Raw genomic sequence first — 18,883 nt, 5'->3', positions numbered from 1 at the left:
GCCACCCATACAAAAAACCAGCGACCTTGGTCGCTGGTTTTTTCATCCCGAGGCCTGTCAGAGCATGCGGGCGAGGGCGCGGCACAGACGCTTGACCCCCTCCTCTATGGTGGCTTCATCCACGCAGGAGAAGCTCAGGCGCAGGGTGTTCTGGATCTCGGGGCGCACATAGAACGGAGCGCCCGGTACGAAGGCCACCTTCTCCTTGATCGCCTCGTCAAACAGCGCCATGGCGCTGACGCTGGCGGGCAGGGTCAGCCAGAGGAACATGCCCCCTTCCGGTCGGGTATAGCTGACGCCGGGCGGGCAGTGACGGGCCAGGGCGGCCTCCATGGCGGCGCGCTGGCGGCCATAGACCTCCTTGATCTTCTCGAGATGGGCGTCCAGCGAGTTGTCGATCAGGAAGCGGTGCAGCACTTGCTGGCTGAAGGCGTTGCTGTGCAGGTCTGTCGCCTGCTTGGCGATGGTGACCTTCTTGCGCAGCCAGTCCGGCACCAGCATCCAGCCGAGGCGGAAGGCCGGGACGACGGTCTTGGAGAAGGAGCCGAGCAGCACGGTATTGTTCGGCGCCAGCTTGGCGATGGGGGGCAGGTGCTCGCCCTCGAAGCGCAGCTCGCCGTAGGGGTCGTCTTCCACCATCAGCAGCTCGTGGCGTACCAGCCGCTCGGCCAGCGCCTCGCGGTTGGCGCGGCTGTAGGAGACGCCGCTCGGGTTCTGGAAGTTGGGCACGCCGTAGAGCAGCTTGGCGTTGGAGCCGCTCGCCAGCAGCGCATCCAGCGCCGCCAGATCCAGCCCCTCTTCACCCAGGGTGATGGGCTTGAAGGCAGGTTGATAGACGGAGAAGGCCTGGATGGCGCCAAGATAGCCCGGCTCCTCAATGATGAGGTCTTGCCCCTCGTCGATCAGCACCTTGCCCAGCAGATCCAGCGCCTGCTGGGAGCCGCTGGTGATGAGGATGTTGTCCGGATTGACCTGCATGCCGTGGCGGGCCAGATAGCGGTCGGCGATGTACTGGCGCAGCGGGGCGAATCCCTCGGTGGCCGCATACTGCAGGGCCGCGGCGCCCTGCTCGCGCAGCACGTCCTGGCAGGCCTGCTCGATGGCCTTGACCGGGAACAGGTGAGGATTGGGCAGGCCGCCGGCGAAGGAGATGATCTCCGGATTGGCGGCAACTTTGAGGATCTCGCGGATGAAGGAAGGCTCTACCTTCTCGAAGCGCTGGGCAAAAAAGGGCTGCATAGGATTCTCTCTGGCGTGGTGAGCGGTCGCTCCATTCGACCGCCAAGTTATCCGTTTGTATCAGATTTAAAAAATGAGGCAATGGCTGTAACAAAAATCGATAAAAAAGGGCAGGTTTGGCACCTGCCCGAATTTTATCGGCCGGGGAAGGCCGCGAGGCGTAAAAGCCCCGGTTCAGCGGCGAGATGGCAGGGTTACAGACCCGGCTCCCTGAGGAAGCGGAGCATCAGCTCGGTGTTGGCACCGAGTTGCTGCTGCACCCGGCCCGGGAACAGCTCGGCCATCTTGTCGAGGCGGTCATACTGGGTATGCCAGATCTTGCCCCACTGGGTTTCGCTGCCCCGATCGCAGGCGCTCTTGGTGGCCTCGTCGTAGCAGTCCCACAGCGCCGGATTGGTGGTCTGGGAGTAGCCGTCATAGCCATCTTCCCCGTTGATGGTGAAGTTGGTGGCCTCCACGTAGGCGACGGGCACCCCCAGGCAGGCGAACGGCGCATGATCGGACCAGCCGCCGGTCTCCCCCTCAGGGTAGCCATCATAGCTGGGATGAATGGCAAACGGGGTGGCGGTCTGTTTGGAGATGGTCAGCAGGCGATCCCGCACCTTGGGATCGAAGCTGTAGCGGCTCGGGTCGGCACACTTGTACTTGGCCACGTTGGAGTGGGCCGAGTGAACGTAGACAAGGTCGCCCCCGGCGATGGTGTCGTAGTTCACCATGGCCAGCAGCTTGGCGACGGCGGCACTGTCGAGGCTGGCGGCATAGGCCTTGGAGCCGTTGAGGTTGTTCTCCTCGGCGCCAAAGAAGGCGAAGCGCACCGTGTAGGGCAGGGTCTGCCCCTTGAGCGCTTCGGCGACCGCCAAGAGGGCTGCGACCCCGGCACCGTTGTCGGTGGCCCCCTCGGAGCCCTGCTTGTCGCCTGTGCTGTCATAGTGGGCACCGATCAGGATCACCTTGTCGCTCTTGCCCTTGAGCTCGGCGACGAGGTTCTGGGAGGCCTTGCTGGTTCCGCTCTGGGTGTAGGTGAAGGGCTGGCGCTGCACCTCGTAGCCCCAGCCGGCCAGATGGTCCTGGATCCAGGCGGCGGCACGGGTCTCGGCCTCGCTGCCGGTAGGTCTGGCGCCGATCCCCTCGGCGGTGGAGCTCAGCTGCACCAGGTATTCATAGGCCTGCTCGGCGGCGGAGGGGGCCTGTGAATCGTTGCTGGAGGTGTTGCACCCGGCCAGCAGGGCTGTGATGGCAAGCGCCAATGCTGTGTGTTTCATACTGCAATCCTTTGTTGTGTATGGTTTTATTTGCGCAGGTCAGGATGCGCCCGAGCCCCGGCAGATTCTGTGAACGGGGTGGCATTTGTCAATCGCGGTGGCGGAATTGGTCTGTGTCGGGGGATTTGTTGCGTGAAACACTTGCGCCTTGGGCCTATCTTGGGATAATTCGCTACCCTGTTTCGCCAAGCGATGAAATGACGAGCAATTTCGCGTTCATCGGCGAGGTGGAGCGATGAAACAACGAGCAATTCATCTCGGTCGTCTGTGACCAGCACGACGAGATAGCTAGCAATCCATTTATGTCGTCTGTGACCCAGACCGATGCAATAAACGAGCAATTTGATTATGCCTGTGACCCAAGATGTATTTAACGAAGACGGCAAGTTCATGCGCAAGATCCGCAGCTTTGTCCGTCGCGAAGGCCGCCTGACCAAAGGGCAGGAGAAGGCTCTGGAGGAGCTGTGGCCGGTCATGGGCATCGATTTCGCACCGGAGCCGCTCGATCTGGTTGCCCTGTTTGGCCGCGAGGCCCCGGTGGTGCTGGAGATCGGCTTTGGCATGGGCGCCTCCCTGGTGGAGATGGCCAAGAATGCCCCCGAGAAGAACTTCATCGGTATCGAGGTGCACTCACCGGGTGTCGGTGCTTGCTTGGGCACAGCCCAGGAAGCGGGGGTCACCAATCTGCGAGTCATCTGCCACGACGCGGTCGAGGTGCTGGAGCACATGATCCCGAACGGCTCACTCGCCTGCCTGCAGCTGTTCTTCCCGGACCCTTGGCACAAGAGCCGCCACCACAAGCGCCGCATCGTCCAGCCGGCCTTTGCCCAGGACATTCGCCAGAAGCTGGCCATCGGTGGCGTGTTCCACATGGCCACCGACTGGGAGAACTACGCCGAGCACATGCTGGAAGTGATGAGCGCCGCCGAGGGGTACGAGAACACCTCCGCCACCGGTAACTGGGTGGCGCGTCCGGACTGGCGTCCGCTGACCAAATTCGAACAACGTGGCCACCGTCTCGGTCACGGGGTGTGGGATCTGATTTTCAAACGTGTCAACTAACTGAAGGAGCTATCATGGCCAACCGTAGCCGCCGCCTGCGCAAGAAACTGCGCGTCGATGAATTCCAGGAAATGGGCTTCGACATCAGTTTCAACTTCCCGGTCGGCACTGCCGAAGAGACCATCGATGCCGTAGTCGATGCGATGATCGATGAAGTGATCGAACCCCGCAAACTGGCCTTCGCCGGCTCCGGCCACCTGGCCTGGGAAGGGATGATCTGCACCCAGCAGCTGGGCAAGTGCAGCGAAGAAGACCGCGCCGCCGTCAAAACCTGGCTGGAAGGCAAGGGGATGGAAGCCGTGGTGGTTTCCGAGCTGTTCGACCTCTGGTACGGCGAACCCGCCTGATATCAGGCCGGCTGTGGCAGGCGCCCCGGTTCGACAGCCTGCGACAGCAGATAGACAAGTCCCGCCGCTGGCGGGATTTTTGTCGGTGGTGATGGGATCTCCACGTTAGTTATGGAATCGCTTATGGTGTTGTCATCCGAATTACTGGCCAGCATCCTGGATGAGGTGCGCCCGCTGCTCGGACAGGGCAAGGTGGCCGACTATATTCCCGCACTGGCCCAGGTGCCGGCCGATCGGCTCGGGATCGCCGTCTGTACCGTCGAAGGGGAGCTGTTCACTGCAGGTGACGCCTTCGAGCCCTTCTCCATCCAGAGTATCTCCAAGGCCTTGAGCCTGACCCTGGCGCTCACCCTCTATCAGGAGGAGGAGATCTGGGCCCGGGTCGGCAAGGAGCCCTCAGGTCAGCCCTTCAACTCCCTGGTGCAGCTCGAGTTCGAGCAGGGCATTCCCCGCAACCCCTTCATCAACGCCGGTGCCCTGGTGGTGAGCGATCTGCTGGAGACCCGCCTCACCGCCCCGCGTCAGCGCACTCTGGAGCTGGTCCGCCGCCTCTCGGGCAACCCGGCCATCATGGCGGATCAGGTAGTGGCCCGCTCCGAATATCAGCACTCTGCCCGCAATGCAGCCATCGCCTATCTGATGAAGGCCTATGGCAACTTCGAGAACGAAGTGGACAAGGTACTGCAGAGCTACTTCAATGCCTGTGCCATCCGCATGAGTTGTGTCGATCTGGCGCGGGCCTTCATCTATCTGGCCAACCGCGGCGTGCCGCTTGGAGAAAGCTCCCCGCTGCTGCCGGCCCGCACCACCAAGCAGGTCAACGCCCTGCTCGCCACCTGCGGCCTCTATGACGAGGCGGGGGATTTTGCCTATCGGGTCGGTATGCCGGGCAAGTCGGGGGTCGGTGGCGGCATCATCGCCCTCATCCCGGGGGAGTTGTGCGTCTGTGTCTGGTCGCCCGAGCTCAACAAGGCGGGCAACTCGCTGGCGGGCACGGCCGCGCTGGAACTGCTGGCCGAGCGTCTGGGCCGCTCCATTTTTTAACCTTGTCACTCTGAATCGAGAGATCACCATGAAACGAATAATGAGCTTGTTACGGGCCACCCTGGCGACCTTGTTGCTCTGGCATGCCCTGCCGACCCTGGCAGCCGAGCTGCCACCGCTCTCGCTGGCTGACGCCAAGGCCAAGGCGGCGGTCATTCTGGATACCCGCGCCAGCTACTTCTACCAGGGCTGGCCCATGGAGGGCGAGCAGCAGGGCGGCCACGTGGCCGGTGCCGAGAACCTCTCCGCCGACTGGAAGTACAGTGATGAAGAGTGGCCGGCGGCGCTGGCGACCAAGGGGCTGCAGGCCGAGCGGCCGGTGGCGCTCTACGGTGCTCCGCGCGAGGTGGCCGAAGTGGCCCGTCTGCTGCGCCAGCAGGGCATCAAGCAGCTGTTCGAGCTGCAGGGCTGGAAAAGTGCGCCGCGCGAGCATCTGGCCCGCTGGCAGCAACTGGTCCATCCGCGCTGGCTGGCCGACCTGCAGGAGGGCAAGCCGGTGGTGGCTGCGCCCAAGGGCGACTGGAAGCTGTTCGAGGTGGCGTGGGGTTCACCCAAGGCCTATCTGCTGAGCCATATCCCGGGGGCCGGCTACATCGACACCAACCGGCTGGAAGAGGAGCCGCTGTGGAACAAGGTCTCTGACGAGGCGCTCAAAAAGCTGCTGCTGGAGAACGGCATCCGCCACGACACCACCGTCATCCTCTACGGTCGCAACACCATGGCGGCGGCCCGCGCGGCCCACCTGATGATGTATGCGGGCGTCGAGGACGTGCGGCTGCTGGACGGCGGCCTGGATGCCTGGTTCGTGCAGCACCTGCGCACCGAGACCGGGCTGGCCAACACCTTCAAGCCGGCCAAGGAGTTCGGCGTCGCCATCCCGGCCCATCCCGAGTACTACACCACCCTGAGTCAGGCCAAGGAGCTGCTCAAGCAGCCCGACGGCGCCCTGGTCAGCGTGCGCACCTGGGACGAGTTCGTCGGCAATACCTCCGGCTACAGCTACATCAAGCCGAAAGGCGACATTCCGGGCGCCAAGTGGGGTCGTGGTGGTGTGGATGCCAACAGCATGAGCGACTTCCACAACCCGGACGGCACCATGAAGCCGGCCCGCGAGATCCTCGCCATGTGGGATGAGTGGAACATAGAGCCGACCCAGCAGGCCGCCTTCTACTGCGGTACCGGCTGGCGCGCCTCCGAGGCCTTCTTCTACGCCTGGCTGATGGACTGGAAGCGGATCAGCGTCTACGACGGCGGCTGGTACGAGTGGAGTGCCGATCCCAAGAACCCCACGGTGACCGGCGAGCGCAAGCCAGCCAAGTAATTGATAATCCAGAGCAGGCCGGACTCATGTCCGGCCTTTTTGTTGCCGCATTCGTAGCACGGGCGAGGGGACACTACACTTTTTGCGAAGGGATATCAGATCGACGTGAGGAGTGACTGATGAAACGGATATGGATAGGCCTGCTGGTCGCGGGCGTGCTGGGACAGGGGGCGATGGCCGCCGAGCGGGCGCGTTATCTGGTGCAGCTCAAGCCGGGGGCGGAGGCGGCCGTACTGGCCCAGAGCCTGGGGATGGGTGGCGAGCTGGCCCTGGCGCTGAAGGAGCAAAATGCCCTGGCGCTCTGGTTGCCGTCGGCCGCCGCCACGGCGCTGGCGCACAATCCCAACGTGCTCTGGGTTGAGCCGGATGCCAAGCGCTATGTCAGCGCCGAGACCCTGCCCTACGGCATTCCCATGGTGCAGGCGCCGCAGCTGAGCGATGCCGCCGCCGGCGAAGTGCTGGTGTGCATCATAGATTCTGGCTACAGCGGCGGCCACCCGGACTTGCCCCACGGCCCCCAGGTGCAGGGCTATGACGATGCCGGTACCGGCAACTGGGACAGCGACGAGAACAGCCATGGCACCCATGTGGCGGGCACCATAGCCGCCGTGGGGGGTAACGATCAGGGCGTGCTCGGGGTGTTGCCAAACCAGAGCGTGCCGCTGCAGATCGTCAAGGTGTTCGGGGCCAACGGCTGGGCCTACTCCTCCAACCTGGTGGGGGCGCTCAATGCCTGCAAGCAGGGGATGAGCAGCCGCGGCTTCACCCGCATGGTCATCAACATGAGCCTGGGGGGCAGCGTACCCAGCAAGACCGAAGAGAGAGCCTTCAACCAGGCCTACAGCCAGAACGTGCTGAGCGTGGCGGCGGCGGGCAATGCGGGCAACACCAGCAAGTCCTATCCCGCCTCCTACAGCAGCGTGGTGAGCGTGGCCGCCATCGATGCCAACAAGCAGCTGGCCTATTTCTCCCAGCGCAACGATCAGGTGGAGCTGGCCGCCCCCGGCGTCTCTGTGCTCTCCACAGTGCCGACCGGGTACGCCTACTACAGCGGCACCTCGATGGCGACGCCGCACGTGGTCGGGGTGGCCGCCCTGGTCTGGTCGCAGCGACTGGAGTGCAGCAACGATCAACTGCGCCAGACCCTGCGCAGCAGCGCCCAGGATCTGGGTGCCCTGGGGCGCGACAACAGCTTCGGCTACGGTCTGGTGCAGGCGAAGGCGGCCGCTGACAAGCTGGCACTTGGCTGCGGGTCCGGTACCGGAGGCGGTGGCAGTAGCAAACCGGGTGGGCGCAAGTAGCTGATTCTTGATGTTGATCCCGTTGCGGCAAGGGTGGCAAACGGGCTCATCTGGTTGAGCTAGGCTTCAGTCACCACCCTCGTGGTGAGGGTGAAGCGGGAGGCGAAACAGGCGATGAAGCAACTGATGATGATCCTGGTGTGTGCCCTGGCGTTGGCGGGGTGCAGCTCGCAATACATCATGAGCACCAAGGATGGCAAGATGATCACCACCGACAGCAAACCCAAGCTGGATGAGAGTACCGGCATGTACCGTTACTACGACACCGAGGGGCGGGAGGTGATGATCAAGAAGGATGACGTCACCCAGATCATGGAGCGTTGAGGCTCTCCTCAAGCAACAAGGGCTGCCCGCGGGCAGCCCTTGTCATTTTTGGTGCTCAGGCCGTCTGGGGCACCTGGCGGTTCACCTGACCCACGAACAGCTGATGGAAACGGGAGTGGGAGTTGGCCAGCAGGCTGACCGGCGAACCCTGCTCCACTACTGTGCCAGCCTCCATCACCACCACCTTGTCCACCGACAGCAGCGGCTCCAGATGGTGAGCGATCACCAGGTAGCTGGCCTCCGGTCGGTAGCGATAGAGCAGCTCCGCCATCTTGCGCATGCCGCCGTGGTCGAGGTCCGAGGTGGCCTCGTCCAGCACGATGAGCGGGCGGCGCGACAGCAGGATGCGGGCGATCACCAGCAGCTGGGTCTCGCCGGCGGAGAGTTGCAGCTTGTCGAGCTCCTCGTCCAGCCGGCCGGCGCAGCGCTCGGCCAGCCCCACCCGGACCAGTGCCTGCTCCAGTGCCGCGTCGTCATGCTCGGTCAGGGGCGCCAGGTTGGCCCGCAGGGTACCGAAGAAGGTGAGCGGGATCTGGGAGACGGTGTCGTAGAGATCGCGCACCGCCTCCGGGGCCAGCCGGGAGAGCGGCTGCTCGCCGTAGTAGATCTCCCCCTGGGTGGCGGGATACATGGCCTGCAGCACCCCCAGCAGCGAGCTCTTGCCGGCGCCGGTACGGCCGCACACGCCCACCTTCTCGCCGGGGGCCAGCTCGAAGTTGACCTTGTGCAGCGCCCACTGGCTGGCCTGGGGGTAGCGCAGCCCCAGGTTGTCGAAGCGCACCTTGGGGTGAGGGGTGGCGAGGGCCTCCCCCTCCTGGCGCTCGCTCTCTATTTCGCTGTATTCGCGCACCCGCTCCACCGCGTTCATCACCTGCTCCACCTCGGCGAAGGTGCGAATGAGGGAGTTGAGCATGGCCGAGGCGGTAAAGGCGTAGGTGATGGCCACGGCCCCCAGCAGCGAGCTGTTGCCAAAGGCCACCATCAGCGCCACGGCGCCCACCAGAGCGGCGGAGAGCAGGGTCTGGTGCATGCCGAGCCAGCGGTTGATGGAGGTGGTGGTGTACCAGCTGCGCAGGTTGTTGTCATAGTGCAGCAGAACCTGATCCAGCGCGAAGCGCTCGGCCCCGGCCAGGCGCAGGGCGGGGGCGCCACGGATGGTCTCGCTGATGCTGATGTAGAGCGGCGAGCGCAGCACCGATGCCTGCCGCCGCAGCTTGAGCTGCACCGCCCGGTAGCGGCGCTGCAGCACGTAGAGGGCCCAGCCCACCAGGGGGGCGATGAGCAACAACAGCGGCATGTTGACGCCGATCACCACCACCTGCAGCGCCACCGACACCAGCATGCCGAACAGCCCCATCAGCATCGACAGCAGGATCTCCTGGGCTTCCCCCAGATCCCGGTCGAAGCGGTTGAGGATGCGCCCCTGCGGCACCTTGTCGAAGAAGGCCATGGGGGCGCGGCTGATGCGCCCCAGCATGCCGTCAAACAGGGTCCAGGCCAGCTTGAGGCCGAGTTTGTAGTTGATAACCCGCACCACCATGATGCAGGTGAGGGAGCCTGCTCCCAGCAGCACATAGATGCCGAGCAGCTCGCTCACCTCGGTCACCCCGGCCTTGCCGCCGAGCCAGAGATCCGAGGCGATGCGCAGCCCCTCCTGACCCAGGGTGAGCAGCAGGGCGAGCAGGATGGCGCCGGGCGCGGCCAGGCGCTGCCACATGAAACCGAACAGCCCCCAGTCCACCTTGCCCTCCACCACCTTCTCCTCGCTGAACTGCTCCGCCTCTTGGGGCGGCACCGGCGGGGTGGGCTGGGGATGCTGGATAAGATCCGCCAGCTGGTGGGCATCGAGCTCCACCAGTTCACCCTGCTCGATGCGGATCACCCGATCGCAGTGAGCCAGCACGTCCGGGTCGTGGCTGACCAGGAGCCGGGTCGGCCCCGGCTTGAAGGCGAGCCCCCGCTCCAGCACCTGGGCCGAGACGATGGGGTCGAGCGCCGAGAGGGGGTTGTCCAGCAGCAGGATGTCGGCCCGGGCGTAGAGGGCGCGGGCCAGGGCGACTCGCTGCTGCTGGCCGCCGGAGAGGCGGGTGCCGAGCTCGCCCACCAGGGTCTGATCGCCGTGGCTGAGCAGTTCGAGGTCGGCGCCCAGCGCACAGGCCCCCAGCACCCAGCGATAGCGCTCGGCGTGCCAGGGCTGGCCAAACAGGATGTTGTTGCGGATGGTGTCGTTCATCAGCCAGGGCTTGTGGCCCAGATGGGCGACCCGGCCGTGGCGGCGGATGCTGCCCTCGAAGCTGTCGTCAAAGCCGGCGACCAGGTGCAGCAGGCAGCTCTTGCCCGCCCCGGTGGCGCCGGTGATCCCCACCAGTTCCCCCGGCTGGATAAACAGGCTGGCTCCCTGCAGCACGGTTTTTTGCTGGTGCAAGGCGGTGACGTTGTCGAGCTGCAGGGCCCCCACCGGCAAGCTTGAGTCGGTGAGATCCCGGTGCTGCTCGGGGCTGTTGAGGAACTCGCACAGCCGATTGAAGCCGGTGTTGAAGTTGATCAGGGTGCGGATGAGGTAGGGCAGCCGCATCATGGGGATGCGCAGCACGGTGAACAGGGCGATGGTGGTGAACACCTGGGGCAGGGTGAGCTCCCTGCCCGACACCAGGTAGGTGGTGAAGGTGGCCAGAGTCACCAGCAGCGGGGTGCTCAGCATCAGGCTCTCGTTGATGGCATCGAGTCGGAGCACCCGTCCCAGCACCCCCAGCTCCTGCTGGCGCTTGTGGCCGGCGGCCCGGGTGAAGAAGGCGCCGAGCCCGTTCTGGCGCACCAGCCGCAGCTTCTTGATGTACTCCGCCAGGATGCCGTTGCGCTCGTCCTGCTGGCGCTTGAGCTGCTGCTCCTGCTGGTTCATGCGCCGCACCACCCGGGTGGAGATGAGCAGCAGCAGGGTGAGCACCGCAAAGCCCACCAGGCCGGCACTGCCCACCTGCCACACCAGCAGGGCGATGGTGCCGAGCAGTTGCAGCAGCATGGTGAGCGGCATGGCGGGGTCCGCAAGAATCCAGGTGATGTCCCACACGTCCCGGTTGATCAGGTTCTGCACCCGGCCACCGGCTCGGTCGTCGAAGCTCTTGCCGCCCAGCTTCATCACCTTGGCGAGCAGGGATTCGGCCAGCAGGCGGCGGATGGGCACGTGCATCTTGAGCGCCAGCTGCAGCGAGTGCTCCGCCAGCATGCCGGAGGCGAGCACGGAGGCGAACAGGGCCAGGGCCAGCAACAGCTTGTGGCCGGTGTCAGCGCCGGTGCCAAGCTGGGTCATGCTGTGGTTGAGCAGCCAGGGGCTGGCCAGGGTGGCCAGCATGCCAAGCAGCTGCAGCAGGGTAAGCAGGCCGATGCGGCCGCGATACTGGCGCCAGATAAAGGCGGTGATGGGCCAGGGGCGCACCGGCTGGGCGGCGGTGAGCGCGAGGAAGGCGTCGGCACGGCCATCGCGCCTGTCTTCCGGCAACAGGGGATAGAGATCGTCGAGGTTGACCTGGGGCTCGGTCAGCCCCTTGCGTTGCAACGGGCCGGTCCAGTGATAGAAGAGGCGGCTCAGCCAGCCGGCCGATATTTCCGGATGATCCAATGGGTGTCCTTATTATTTTGTGCTGCTTCCAAGGGGCGGGGCGGCTCATGGGCCGCCCTCGATATTGTCGTCTTGCTGCGGGCGCGAGCCTGGCGGGATCAGCGATCCCGATTCATGCGGATGAGCCGGTCCAGGATCTGCTCGCCATCGACCCGCAGGCCGTTGTGCTCGTACTCGTTGGTGATCCAGGCGCGGCTGTTGCCAAGCCCCTTGAGGGTGTCGCGGCTGTAGTCGAACTCCACGTACATGTCCTCGGCATAGACGGCGCAGGCCACCGGCACTTGGTTGCGGGCCAGCTGTGCCGGGTCGTAGAGGGGGCCCCAGTCCGCCTTCTTGGCCAGCAGGTGAGCGGCCTCCTTCAGCGGGATGAGCTCGCGGAACTGCTCGAACATCCAGGGGAAGATCATCTCGCCGGTGAAGGTGAAATCCTTGCCCGGCGCCCAGGCCAGGGCCGGGAACTCGCCCCTGACCCGCTCGGCCGCCCAGTTGCTGGCGCTCCCTTCGCAATAGATGGACTCGTGCAGGATGGCGAACACCGGGTTGGTGTTGAACGGCTGAATCGCCTGCAGCTGATAGAGGAAGGCGGGGTTGAGCCGCTCGCCGATGAAGGCGTCCTCCAGCAGGTAGTAGAGCTCCTCGAAGGCGCCGCTGGCACCCAGATCCAGCCCCTGCTGCTGCAACTGCTCCACCGTCAGGCGCTGGCCGTTGGGCAGGCGCACCTCGTGACTGTGCAGGTGGTTGGCCAGCCGGTTGGCGATGGCCTGGGCGTGGGGGAAACGGGCGAAGAAGGCGCGGTTCTTGTCTGCCACCCGCTGATAGGTGGCGCGGTAGACCTCGTCGGCATGGCGGCCGATGGGGGCCACCCCGCCGGTGAGGTAGACCTCGTGCAGGCTGCCTGGGAACAGGGAGAGGTAGGTGAGGCTGCAAAAGCCGCCGAAGCTCTGGCCGAGCAGGCTCCAGGGGCGCCCCGGGCTCAGCACTTCGCGAACGTACTCGGCGTCGCGCACTATGCTGTCGGCGCGAAAATGGCCGAGGTACCCCGCCTGCTGACGACCAGTGAGCTGAGCCAGCGCATCGGCACTGATGGGGCTGGAGTGACCGGTGCCACGCTGATCGAGCAGCAGCACCCGAAACTCCTGCAGGGCCCGCTTGATCCAGCCGCTGGCGGCGGTCGGGCGCGGGGCGCCAAAGCCGGGCCCGCCCTGCAGGAACAGCAGCCAGGGCAGATCGTCATGCAGCCTGTCCTGGCGACAGAGGGTGCGGCCGAACAGGGTGAGGGTCTCCTCGTCATCCGGTCGCTGGTGGTCGAGGGGCACGGTGAAGAAGCGGGGCTCGCAATGGATGCCGTCCAGCACGTAACGCAACGGGCTGCTCATCTGGGGTCTCCCTGAGGGTAGGAAAATCGTCGGCCTCATCATAGCCCTGGCGCAGGAGCGGGTCACGCCGGTTTTCCAAATTGTTAACATTGTTGCCAAGGGAAAACGGGGGGCCGCAGGGTGATGAATTTATTGTCGGCAAGAGAGTTGACGGTGGCGGGCCGGCTGCACAAAGATGGCTCGCCTGCCGACGGGGCAGGGGTTGCAACAGGATGAGGTGGGCGCGATGAAGCCTGGGTGGAGACGATTGCGCAAAAAAGAGAAACGGGTGAACCCGGAGGGTGTGCTGCAGACCGGCTTGTTGCTGTTCAGTGCCACCTGCGGCGCGACCCTGCTGCTGGCAACCTGCAACGGCAGCTGACCGGAATGAAAAAAGCCCGCTCGATGAGCGGGCTTTTCAAATTTGGCTCCTCCTACTGGACTTGAACCAGTGACATACGGATTAACAGTCCGCCGTTCTACCGACTGAACTAAGGAGGAATTGTGGTGCCCAGAGACGGAATCGAACCGCCGACACGGGGATTTTCAATCCCCTGCTCTACCGACTGAGCTATCTGGGCAACGGCGCGCATTAAACCCTTTCTGAACGGATGTGTCAACCGCAGGGCGCAGATAGTCGTATCGTTCGCTCGACAAGTGAGCAATCAGGGTGTTTGTTGTGCGGTTTGGCCTGTTCTCATCCTGGGCGGCAGGTCGGCAGATGAAAAAAGGGGCCCTGGGGCCCCTTGTCATGGCTGTCGTGCTCAGTGGCGGCTGACGATGATCCGCCCGGTACTCATGTCACGGGCCTGACCGGTGACGCTGATCTTGAGCCCGTACTCGGGCAGCAGGCGACCGGCATCCGGGATCTCCTTGCTCTGGTAGCTGCGGGAATCCTTGAACACCCGGTTCGGGGTGATCCAGAAGTCGCGCAGCAGGGAGCCGCTCGGGTGCTTGAGGTTGAGCGGCTGCTGGAAGCCCAGGCTGAAGGTGGCGTCGTGGATCTGGTAGCGGGTACCGGCCACGGCGCCGTCGCTCCACTTGAGGGTGCGCTGATCCGCATCCACCACCCCGAGGAAGCCCTCACCCGGGTGGACTCCCACCCAGTTGTTGACCTGGCTGTTGTCCACGTACCAGAGCAGCATGCCCGGCTCGTAGCGCATCAGCTGGTCGGCCACATTGATGTGGGCCAGCCCCTTGTCCACTCCCGCATGGTTGCGCCACTCGGCCAGGTAGTAGTGATCCTTGGCCTCGTTGCCGTCGCTCTTCACGAAGCCGGCGAGGGTGAAGGGGGAGTTGCCCTCGGCACCGTCGCTCAGCAGGGTGTCGCCATCGGCGAGGATCTGCAGCTCGTCCACGAACAGCCCGTTCTCGGCCACGCCGCCGTCGCTCAGGTATTGCAGGGTCAGAGTGACCTGCTGACCGGCCCAGGGGGTGAGGTCGAACTCGGCATCGGTCCAGCCGTTGGAGTTGCCGGTGATGCCGACCCCGAAGCCGACTCCGTTGGGATCGTCACTGGTGGTCAGGTTGCCCGCGATGGGCTGGCCGTTGACCAGCACCCTGGCGTAGTCGTACCCCTCTTCAATCTGATACCAGGCCTTGAAGTTGAGGCTGGCGCTCTGTTTGCCGCTCAGATCCAGCTTGAGGCTCATGCGGTTGTCGAGGTTGTTGCCCTTGCCGCCGTGATACTCGTACTGGCCGGCGTAGGGCGGGTTGAGCGGGATCTGCTTGGCCGGCAGGTTGATGCGCACCACGTCGTCGTTGCGTCCCTTGTCGTTGGCCTGATCCAGCATGTAGACGTTGCCGCGCGGGCTGAGATCGGCGAGCTGCACATTGCTGCCGTGCAGCCAGTTGCCGCCGAGGGAGGCCTGCAGGAACTCCTTGGCCCAGGCGGAGAACCCGGTCGGCTCGGTGCCGCCGATGACCCCGGCCCAGGAGCCTGAGGACATGATGGACCATGTCGCCACCGGTTCGCCCTTGCCGGTGTACTTGGTGTCGTACTCGTCCGGCAGCCCCAGATCGTGGCCATATTCGTGGGCACAGACCCCGGCCGCCGCATCGATGGGCTGGATGGTGTAGTCGTAGGCGGCAAACTTGCCACCGAAGTTCTGGCTCGGGCTGCTGGTGCCCGGGATGGGGTAGGGGGCACCCAGGTTCCAGCGGTGCGCCCAGATGGCGTCTTCGCCGAGATCGCCGCCACCGGCCTCCTCGCCGACGCTGGAGTGGAAGATCATCAGGTGGTCGATGAGACCGTCTGGCTCGTCCCGGTTGCCGTTGCCGTTGAGATCGTAGCGATCCTCCTGGTCAAACTCGGACAGATCGATGGAGGGGTCGCCCGCCACCTGGATCAGCGCCTCCTTCACCAGCTCCCGGATGGTGTTCGGGGTGGCATTGGCACCGTAGTAGGCGGCGTTCTTGCTGGCGGTATACCAGCCCGCCACCTGGCCGCGCACGCTGTAGCTCTTGCCGGACTGCTGCTCGTAGAACTGGCGCATGGAGATGAACTGCTCGCCGTTCGGGCCGGCATAGCCCTTGGACGAGAACAGCAGGTCGTTGTAGTGCTCCGGGGTGTAATCCGGGTAGTACATCTTGGTGAGCTCGGGGCGGATGCTGTTCTTCGGGTAGTCGGGGAAGTCCACCAGGATGGCGAGGATCTTGTCCTTGCGCATCTTGCCCTGGTAGTGCTCCCGCTCGATGGACTTGAGCAGCAGGGTAGGCACCCGATCGCCGGGACGGGCGGTGCCGTTGAGGCGGATCTTCTTGAGGATGGTCTCGCGCACCTTGCCCTCTTTCACCGCCAGGGTACCGCTGTTGCCCTGATAGGCCCGCGACTTCTCGCGATAGTAGCTGGCGAGGGCCGCCTGCTCCTGCTCGGGGGAGGCCAGGGTCGGGATGCGGCCGCTCTTCTTGAGCATCTCCAGCACCTTCACCTCATCGGCCAGGGGGGCATCGAACGGACCGTGGACCGGGGCGGCCATGGCGTGGTTTCCAATCATAAGGGTTGAGCCGACAAGCAGGCTCATTATTGTTTTTTTAGGCATTATCTATGTGCTCCTTCACATGATAAAAAGGGAGCCTCACTGGCTCCTCTTTCCGTACGGGCGATGGATTGCCCGCGTCCCTTGATACACTCCGTGGATGGCCTTGTCACCGTCGCGCCGCTGGTGGATCCTGCTGATTTCAAACGGCTTGCTGGCGCTGTCGCGTGGTTTTGACACATTCGAGCAAAGCTCCATATGGAGCAATCCTGTTTTGGCGGCAGATTACCCTTTATTAACCTTTTGTGATGGCACCCCATTTGGGGTGGCTGCCGACGACGGCTTATCTTGGTCTGCCGCATTGAGCCGGATGGGCTGTGCGAGTATGCTTTGCCGCAACCGGGCCTGCGGGGCGGCAGATGGCCGAGATGGCACCGTCCGCGCAAGCATTTGATAACAACACAGTCGCATCTGGGGTTAATATGAGTCTTGATATGCAAGAGTGGCGCGAAGAGACCACCGCCATCGTCAACGAGTTGCTGGCCGATGGCAGCAACCCGGATCTGGAGTACGAGATTGAGCACCACTTTGCCTGCCAGGATTTCGATCTGCTGGAGAAGGCGGCGGTCGACCTGTTCAAGGCCGGTTTCGAAGTGACCGATGCCGAAGAGATGGAGCTGGATGACGGCGCCACCATCTTCTGCTTCGACGCCACCGTCGAGTGCAAGCTGGACATCGAGACCATAGTGGCGGATATCGCCACCATGCTGCCCATTCTCGAAAAATACGGCGTGGACTACGACGGCTGGGGCACCTACTTCCAGGAGTAAGCTGCCTGATGTGTGCCAGCCACTGCTGCGCGACAGAAACAACAAGGCCACCCTCGGGTGGCCTTGTTGTTGTGAGCATCACTCCTGTGGCAGCTGGTAGCAGCGGGCAAACTCGGCGGGGGGTAGCGGGCGGCTGAACAGGTAGCCCTGCAACCGGTCGCAGCCGGCCTGCACCAGCCACGCCTGCTGCTCTTGCGTCTCCACCCCTTCGGCGGTGATCTTGATGCCGAGCTCGTGGCCCAGCCCGATGACGGAGCGCACGATGGCGGTGGTGGCCTGGTTGGTGACCAGCTCCTGCGTGAAGCTCTTGTCGAGCTTGAGGGTCGCCACCTGCAGCCGTGGCAGGTAGGCCAGACTGCAGTAGCCGGTGCCGAAGTCGTCGATGGCGAGTTGAAAGCCCGCCTCGATCAGGCAGGCCAGGTTGCTCTCTATCTCGTCGGCGTTCTCCATCAGCACCCCTTCGGTGATCTCCAGCTCCAGCTGCCAGGGGGCGAGGCCGTGACGCTCGATGCAGGCGAAGATCTGCGGGCAGAGCTCGGGATCGCGAAATTGCAGCGGCGACAGGTTGATGGAGAGCACCAGATCCGGTGCATCGGCCTGCCAGCGGGCCAGCTGGGCGCAGCCCTGCTCCAGCATGTGGCAGCCGAGCAGGCCGATGAGCCCCAGCTCTTCCGCCAGCGGGATGAACTCGTCAGGCGAGATCATGCCGAGCTCGGGATGGGGCCAGCGACAGAGCAGCTCGGCCCCGTGCAGCTGACTGGTGCGGGTGCTGATGATGGGCTGGTAGACCGCGGTCAGCTGGCCGGACTTGATGGCGAGCGGCAACTGGGCCGCGATGAGCTGACGACGCTTGAGCTTGGCATCGAGCTCGGGATCGAACAGGGTGCAGTGCTGCTGCTGACGCTTGCCCTGGGCCAGGGCGGCCTCGGCGTGGCTCAGCAGCCGTTCGGCGTCGTTGGCCTTGCCGTGGGCGATGCCGAGGAACACCGGGATCTGGATCCTGTGCTCTTCCACCTGATAGGGGACCATCAACGCCCCCTGCAGACGGCTGCTCCAGTTGGCCAGCGGCTCGTTCAGTTCGGGCAGCAGCATGGCGAAATCGTCGGCGGCCACCCGGCACACCAGCGACTGGGGCGGGGCCAGCTGCTGCAGGCGACGGGCCACCTGGCTGAGCAGGCGGTCGGCGACCCGGATGCCGAAGCGATCGTTGATCTCGCGAAAGTGCTGCAGATCGACCAGCACCAGGCTCGCCTTGCGGGCGCCGAGGTGACGGCTGGTCTGCAGAAAGTGGGAGAGCTTGAGCAGGCCGGTCAGGCTGTCGTAGTGCTGCTCCTGCTGCAACTGGGCCTGGGTGGTGCGCAGGCCGGTGATGTCGCGGCTCAGGGTGAGGATGCCGAGGGAGTTGCCCTCGTCGTCCGGCACCTCGACCCGGGTCACCTCCAGATGGCGGCCCTGGCCGTTGGCATCCACCAGGCAGTATTCACCCCGTCCCATCGGCAGTTCGGTGGAGAGGCGGTGGGCCACCCGCTGGCCGAGGGCCTCGCTGGCTGCCATCCCCATGAAGTCGAGAAAGGCCTGGTTGCAGTCGATCAGCAGCCCCTGGTGGTCTTCCAGCCGGATCGGATCCGGGATGGCGTCCAGCAGGCGGCGTTGCAGCAGTTGCTGCTGGCGGAAGGTCTGCTCCAGCTCCTTGCGCTGATCTATCTCGTTGACCATGCCGAACAGGGCCACCGGCTTGCCCTGCTCGTCGTAGAGCGGGATCTTGTGGATCTCCATCCAGCTGGTGGCGTCGCCGTTGCTGCAGTGCAACTGCTGATAGAGCAGGGGTTTGCCCTCCGCCAGCAGGCGCAGATCCTCTTCCCGAAAGATGTCGCCCCAGGGCATGTCGGCATCCGTCTTGCCGACGAGATCCGCCGGCAGCGGCAGACCCGCCTGCTCCGTGAAGGCACGGTTGGCAAACAGGTAGCGCCCATCCGTATCCCGGCAGAAGATATTCATGGGTAGCTGGTCGATGATCTGCTGCAGCAGGGGCAGGGTGAGCAAGGAGTTCACACAGACACTCACGGGGGAAATTTCGAGCAAATCTATGATAGCAGGCTGGTTTTGTAAAGCTTGGGTTAAGGCTGACTCATTTCTGCCGATCCCTGCTGACAGTCTGTGTCGCTGCCGCCATAATAGCCGCCGGTCGGCCGAGGGCCGGATTA

Annotated in this window: 13 protein-coding genes and 2 tRNA genes; 7 read left to right on the top strand and 8 right to left on the bottom strand. The window is 64.3% G+C overall.

Annotation, left to right across the window (positions count from 1 at the left end):
- Positions 1-57: 57 nt before the first annotated feature.
- Positions 58-1,239 (bottom strand): PLP-dependent aminotransferase family protein, encoded by a 1,182-nt coding sequence (locus AB5Y81_RS17330; RefSeq protein WP_005297787.1) that lies wholly within the window; start codon positions 1,237-1,239, stop codon positions 58-60.
- A gap of 194 nt (positions 1,240-1,433) precedes the next feature.
- Positions 1,434-2,501 carry a M28 family metallopeptidase gene (locus AB5Y81_RS17325; protein ID WP_279485327.1) on the bottom strand — a complete coding sequence of 356 codons (1,068 nt, stop codon included), beginning with the start codon at positions 2,499-2,501 and terminating at the stop codon, positions 1,434-1,436.
- Between the two features lie 348 nt (positions 2,502-2,849).
- On the opposite strand from AB5Y81_RS17325, the gene trmB reads away from it, so the two are divergent.
- From trmB to AB5Y81_RS17295, 6 genes are all read left to right on the top strand, one after another.
- On the top strand, positions 2,850-3,563 hold the full coding sequence (gene trmB, locus AB5Y81_RS17320) for a tRNA (guanosine(46)-N7)-methyltransferase TrmB (protein WP_010632994.1): 714 nt from the start codon (positions 2,850-2,852) through the stop codon (positions 3,561-3,563).
- 14 nt (positions 3,564-3,577) lie between these two features.
- Positions 3,578-3,910, top strand: coding sequence for a YggL family protein (locus tag AB5Y81_RS17315; RefSeq protein ID WP_005297793.1), 333 nt, complete (start codon positions 3,578-3,580; stop codon positions 3,908-3,910).
- Between the two features lie 123 nt (positions 3,911-4,033).
- On the top strand, positions 4,034-4,954 hold the full coding sequence (gene glsB / locus AB5Y81_RS17310; protein WP_026142053.1) for a glutaminase B: 921 nt from the start codon (positions 4,034-4,036) through the stop codon (positions 4,952-4,954).
- Between the two features lie 28 nt (positions 4,955-4,982).
- Positions 4,983-6,275: a sulfurtransferase gene (locus AB5Y81_RS17305; RefSeq protein ID WP_005297796.1), complete on the top strand. Its 1,293-nt coding sequence runs from the start codon at positions 4,983-4,985 to the stop codon at positions 6,273-6,275.
- 119 nt (positions 6,276-6,394) lie between these two features.
- Positions 6,395-7,576 (top strand): S8 family peptidase, encoded by a 1,182-nt coding sequence (locus AB5Y81_RS17300; RefSeq protein ID WP_279485328.1) that lies wholly within the window; start codon positions 6,395-6,397, stop codon positions 7,574-7,576.
- Positions 7,577-7,690: 114 nt separating this feature from the next.
- Complete coding sequence (locus tag AB5Y81_RS17295; RefSeq protein ID WP_010632998.1) at positions 7,691-7,900, top strand: YgdI/YgdR family lipoprotein; 210 nt, start codon at positions 7,691-7,693, stop codon at positions 7,898-7,900.
- A gap of 55 nt (positions 7,901-7,955) precedes the next feature.
- Here AB5Y81_RS17295 and AB5Y81_RS17290 read toward each other — a convergent pair whose 3' ends face one another.
- The 5 genes from AB5Y81_RS17290 to AB5Y81_RS17270 all read right to left on the bottom strand — a co-directional run bounded on the left by AB5Y81_RS17290 (position 7,956) and on the right by AB5Y81_RS17270 (position 15,912).
- The gene (locus AB5Y81_RS17290) at positions 7,956-11,516 is read right to left on the bottom strand and encodes an ATP-binding cassette domain-containing protein (protein ID WP_279485329.1); all 3,561 of its coding nucleotides are present in this window, start codon (positions 11,514-11,516) and stop codon (positions 7,956-7,958) included.
- A gap of 98 nt (positions 11,517-11,614) precedes the next feature.
- Positions 11,615-12,892: an alpha/beta hydrolase gene (locus AB5Y81_RS17285; RefSeq protein ID WP_279485330.1), complete on the bottom strand. Its 1,278-nt coding sequence runs from the start codon at positions 12,890-12,892 to the stop codon at positions 11,615-11,617.
- A gap of 404 nt (positions 12,893-13,296) precedes the next feature.
- Positions 13,297-13,372: transfer RNA gene (locus AB5Y81_RS17280), tRNA-Asn, on the bottom strand.
- A 4-nt stretch (positions 13,373-13,376) separates the two neighbouring features.
- Positions 13,377-13,452, bottom strand: a tRNA-Phe gene (locus AB5Y81_RS17275).
- A 183-nt stretch (positions 13,453-13,635) separates the two neighbouring features.
- On the bottom strand, positions 13,636-15,912 hold the full coding sequence (locus AB5Y81_RS17270) for an immune inhibitor A domain-containing protein (protein WP_017779430.1): 2,277 nt from the start codon (positions 15,910-15,912) through the stop codon (positions 13,636-13,638).
- Positions 15,913-16,331: 419 nt separating this feature from the next.
- Between AB5Y81_RS17270 and rraB the strand changes: the two genes are divergently transcribed.
- Entirely contained in the window at positions 16,332-16,679 is a 348-nt protein-coding gene (gene rraB / locus AB5Y81_RS17265; RefSeq protein ID WP_080628938.1) for a ribonuclease E inhibitor RraB, read from the top strand.
- Between the two features lie 78 nt (positions 16,680-16,757).
- On the opposite strand, the gene AB5Y81_RS17260 is transcribed toward rraB, so the two are convergent.
- Complete coding sequence (locus AB5Y81_RS17260; RefSeq protein WP_019839447.1) at positions 16,758-18,731, bottom strand: bifunctional diguanylate cyclase/phosphodiesterase; 1,974 nt, start codon at positions 18,729-18,731, stop codon at positions 16,758-16,760.
- Positions 18,732-18,883: the final 152 nt, after the last annotated feature.

The sequence above is a fragment of the Aeromonas sp. s2 genome, from assembly GCF_040907935.1.
Lineage (GTDB): Bacteria > Pseudomonadota > Gammaproteobacteria > Enterobacterales > Aeromonadaceae > Aeromonas > Aeromonas dhakensis.
Note: the sequence above shows the minus strand (reverse complement) of the source record. Positions and strands in the feature narration are given on the sequence as shown.

What these genes read in the sequence shown, in the direction of transcription:
- AB5Y81_RS17300 (WP_279485328.1), top strand. Translation starts at nt 6,395, where the DNA reads ATGAAACGGATATGGATAGGCCTGCTGGTCGCGGGCGTGCTGGGACAG.
- AB5Y81_RS17285 (WP_279485330.1), bottom strand. Translation starts at nt 12,892, where the DNA reads ATGAGCAGCCCGTTGCGTTACGTGCTGGACGGCATCCATTGCGAGCCC.
- AB5Y81_RS17315 (WP_005297793.1), top strand. Translation starts at nt 3,578, where the DNA reads ATGGCCAACCGTAGCCGCCGCCTGCGCAAGAAACTGCGCGTCGATGAA.
- AB5Y81_RS17295 (WP_010632998.1), top strand. Translation starts at nt 7,691, where the DNA reads ATGAAGCAACTGATGATGATCCTGGTGTGTGCCCTGGCGTTGGCGGGG.
- glsB (WP_026142053.1), top strand. Translation starts at nt 4,034, where the DNA reads ATGGTGTTGTCATCCGAATTACTGGCCAGCATCCTGGATGAGGTGCGC.
- AB5Y81_RS17305 (WP_005297796.1), top strand. Translation starts at nt 4,983, where the DNA reads ATGAAACGAATAATGAGCTTGTTACGGGCCACCCTGGCGACCTTGTTG.
- AB5Y81_RS17325 (WP_279485327.1), bottom strand. Translation starts at nt 2,501, where the DNA reads ATGAAACACACAGCATTGGCGCTTGCCATCACAGCCCTGCTGGCCGGG.
- trmB (WP_010632994.1), top strand. Translation starts at nt 2,850, where the DNA reads ATGCCTGTGACCCAAGATGTATTTAACGAAGACGGCAAGTTCATGCGC.
- AB5Y81_RS17330 (WP_005297787.1), bottom strand. Translation starts at nt 1,239, where the DNA reads ATGCAGCCCTTTTTTGCCCAGCGCTTCGAGAAGGTAGAGCCTTCCTTC.
- AB5Y81_RS17270 (WP_017779430.1), bottom strand. Translation starts at nt 15,912, where the DNA reads ATGCCTAAAAAAACAATAATGAGCCTGCTTGTCGGCTCAACCCTTATG.
- rraB (WP_080628938.1), top strand. Translation starts at nt 16,332, where the DNA reads ATGAGTCTTGATATGCAAGAGTGGCGCGAAGAGACCACCGCCATCGTC.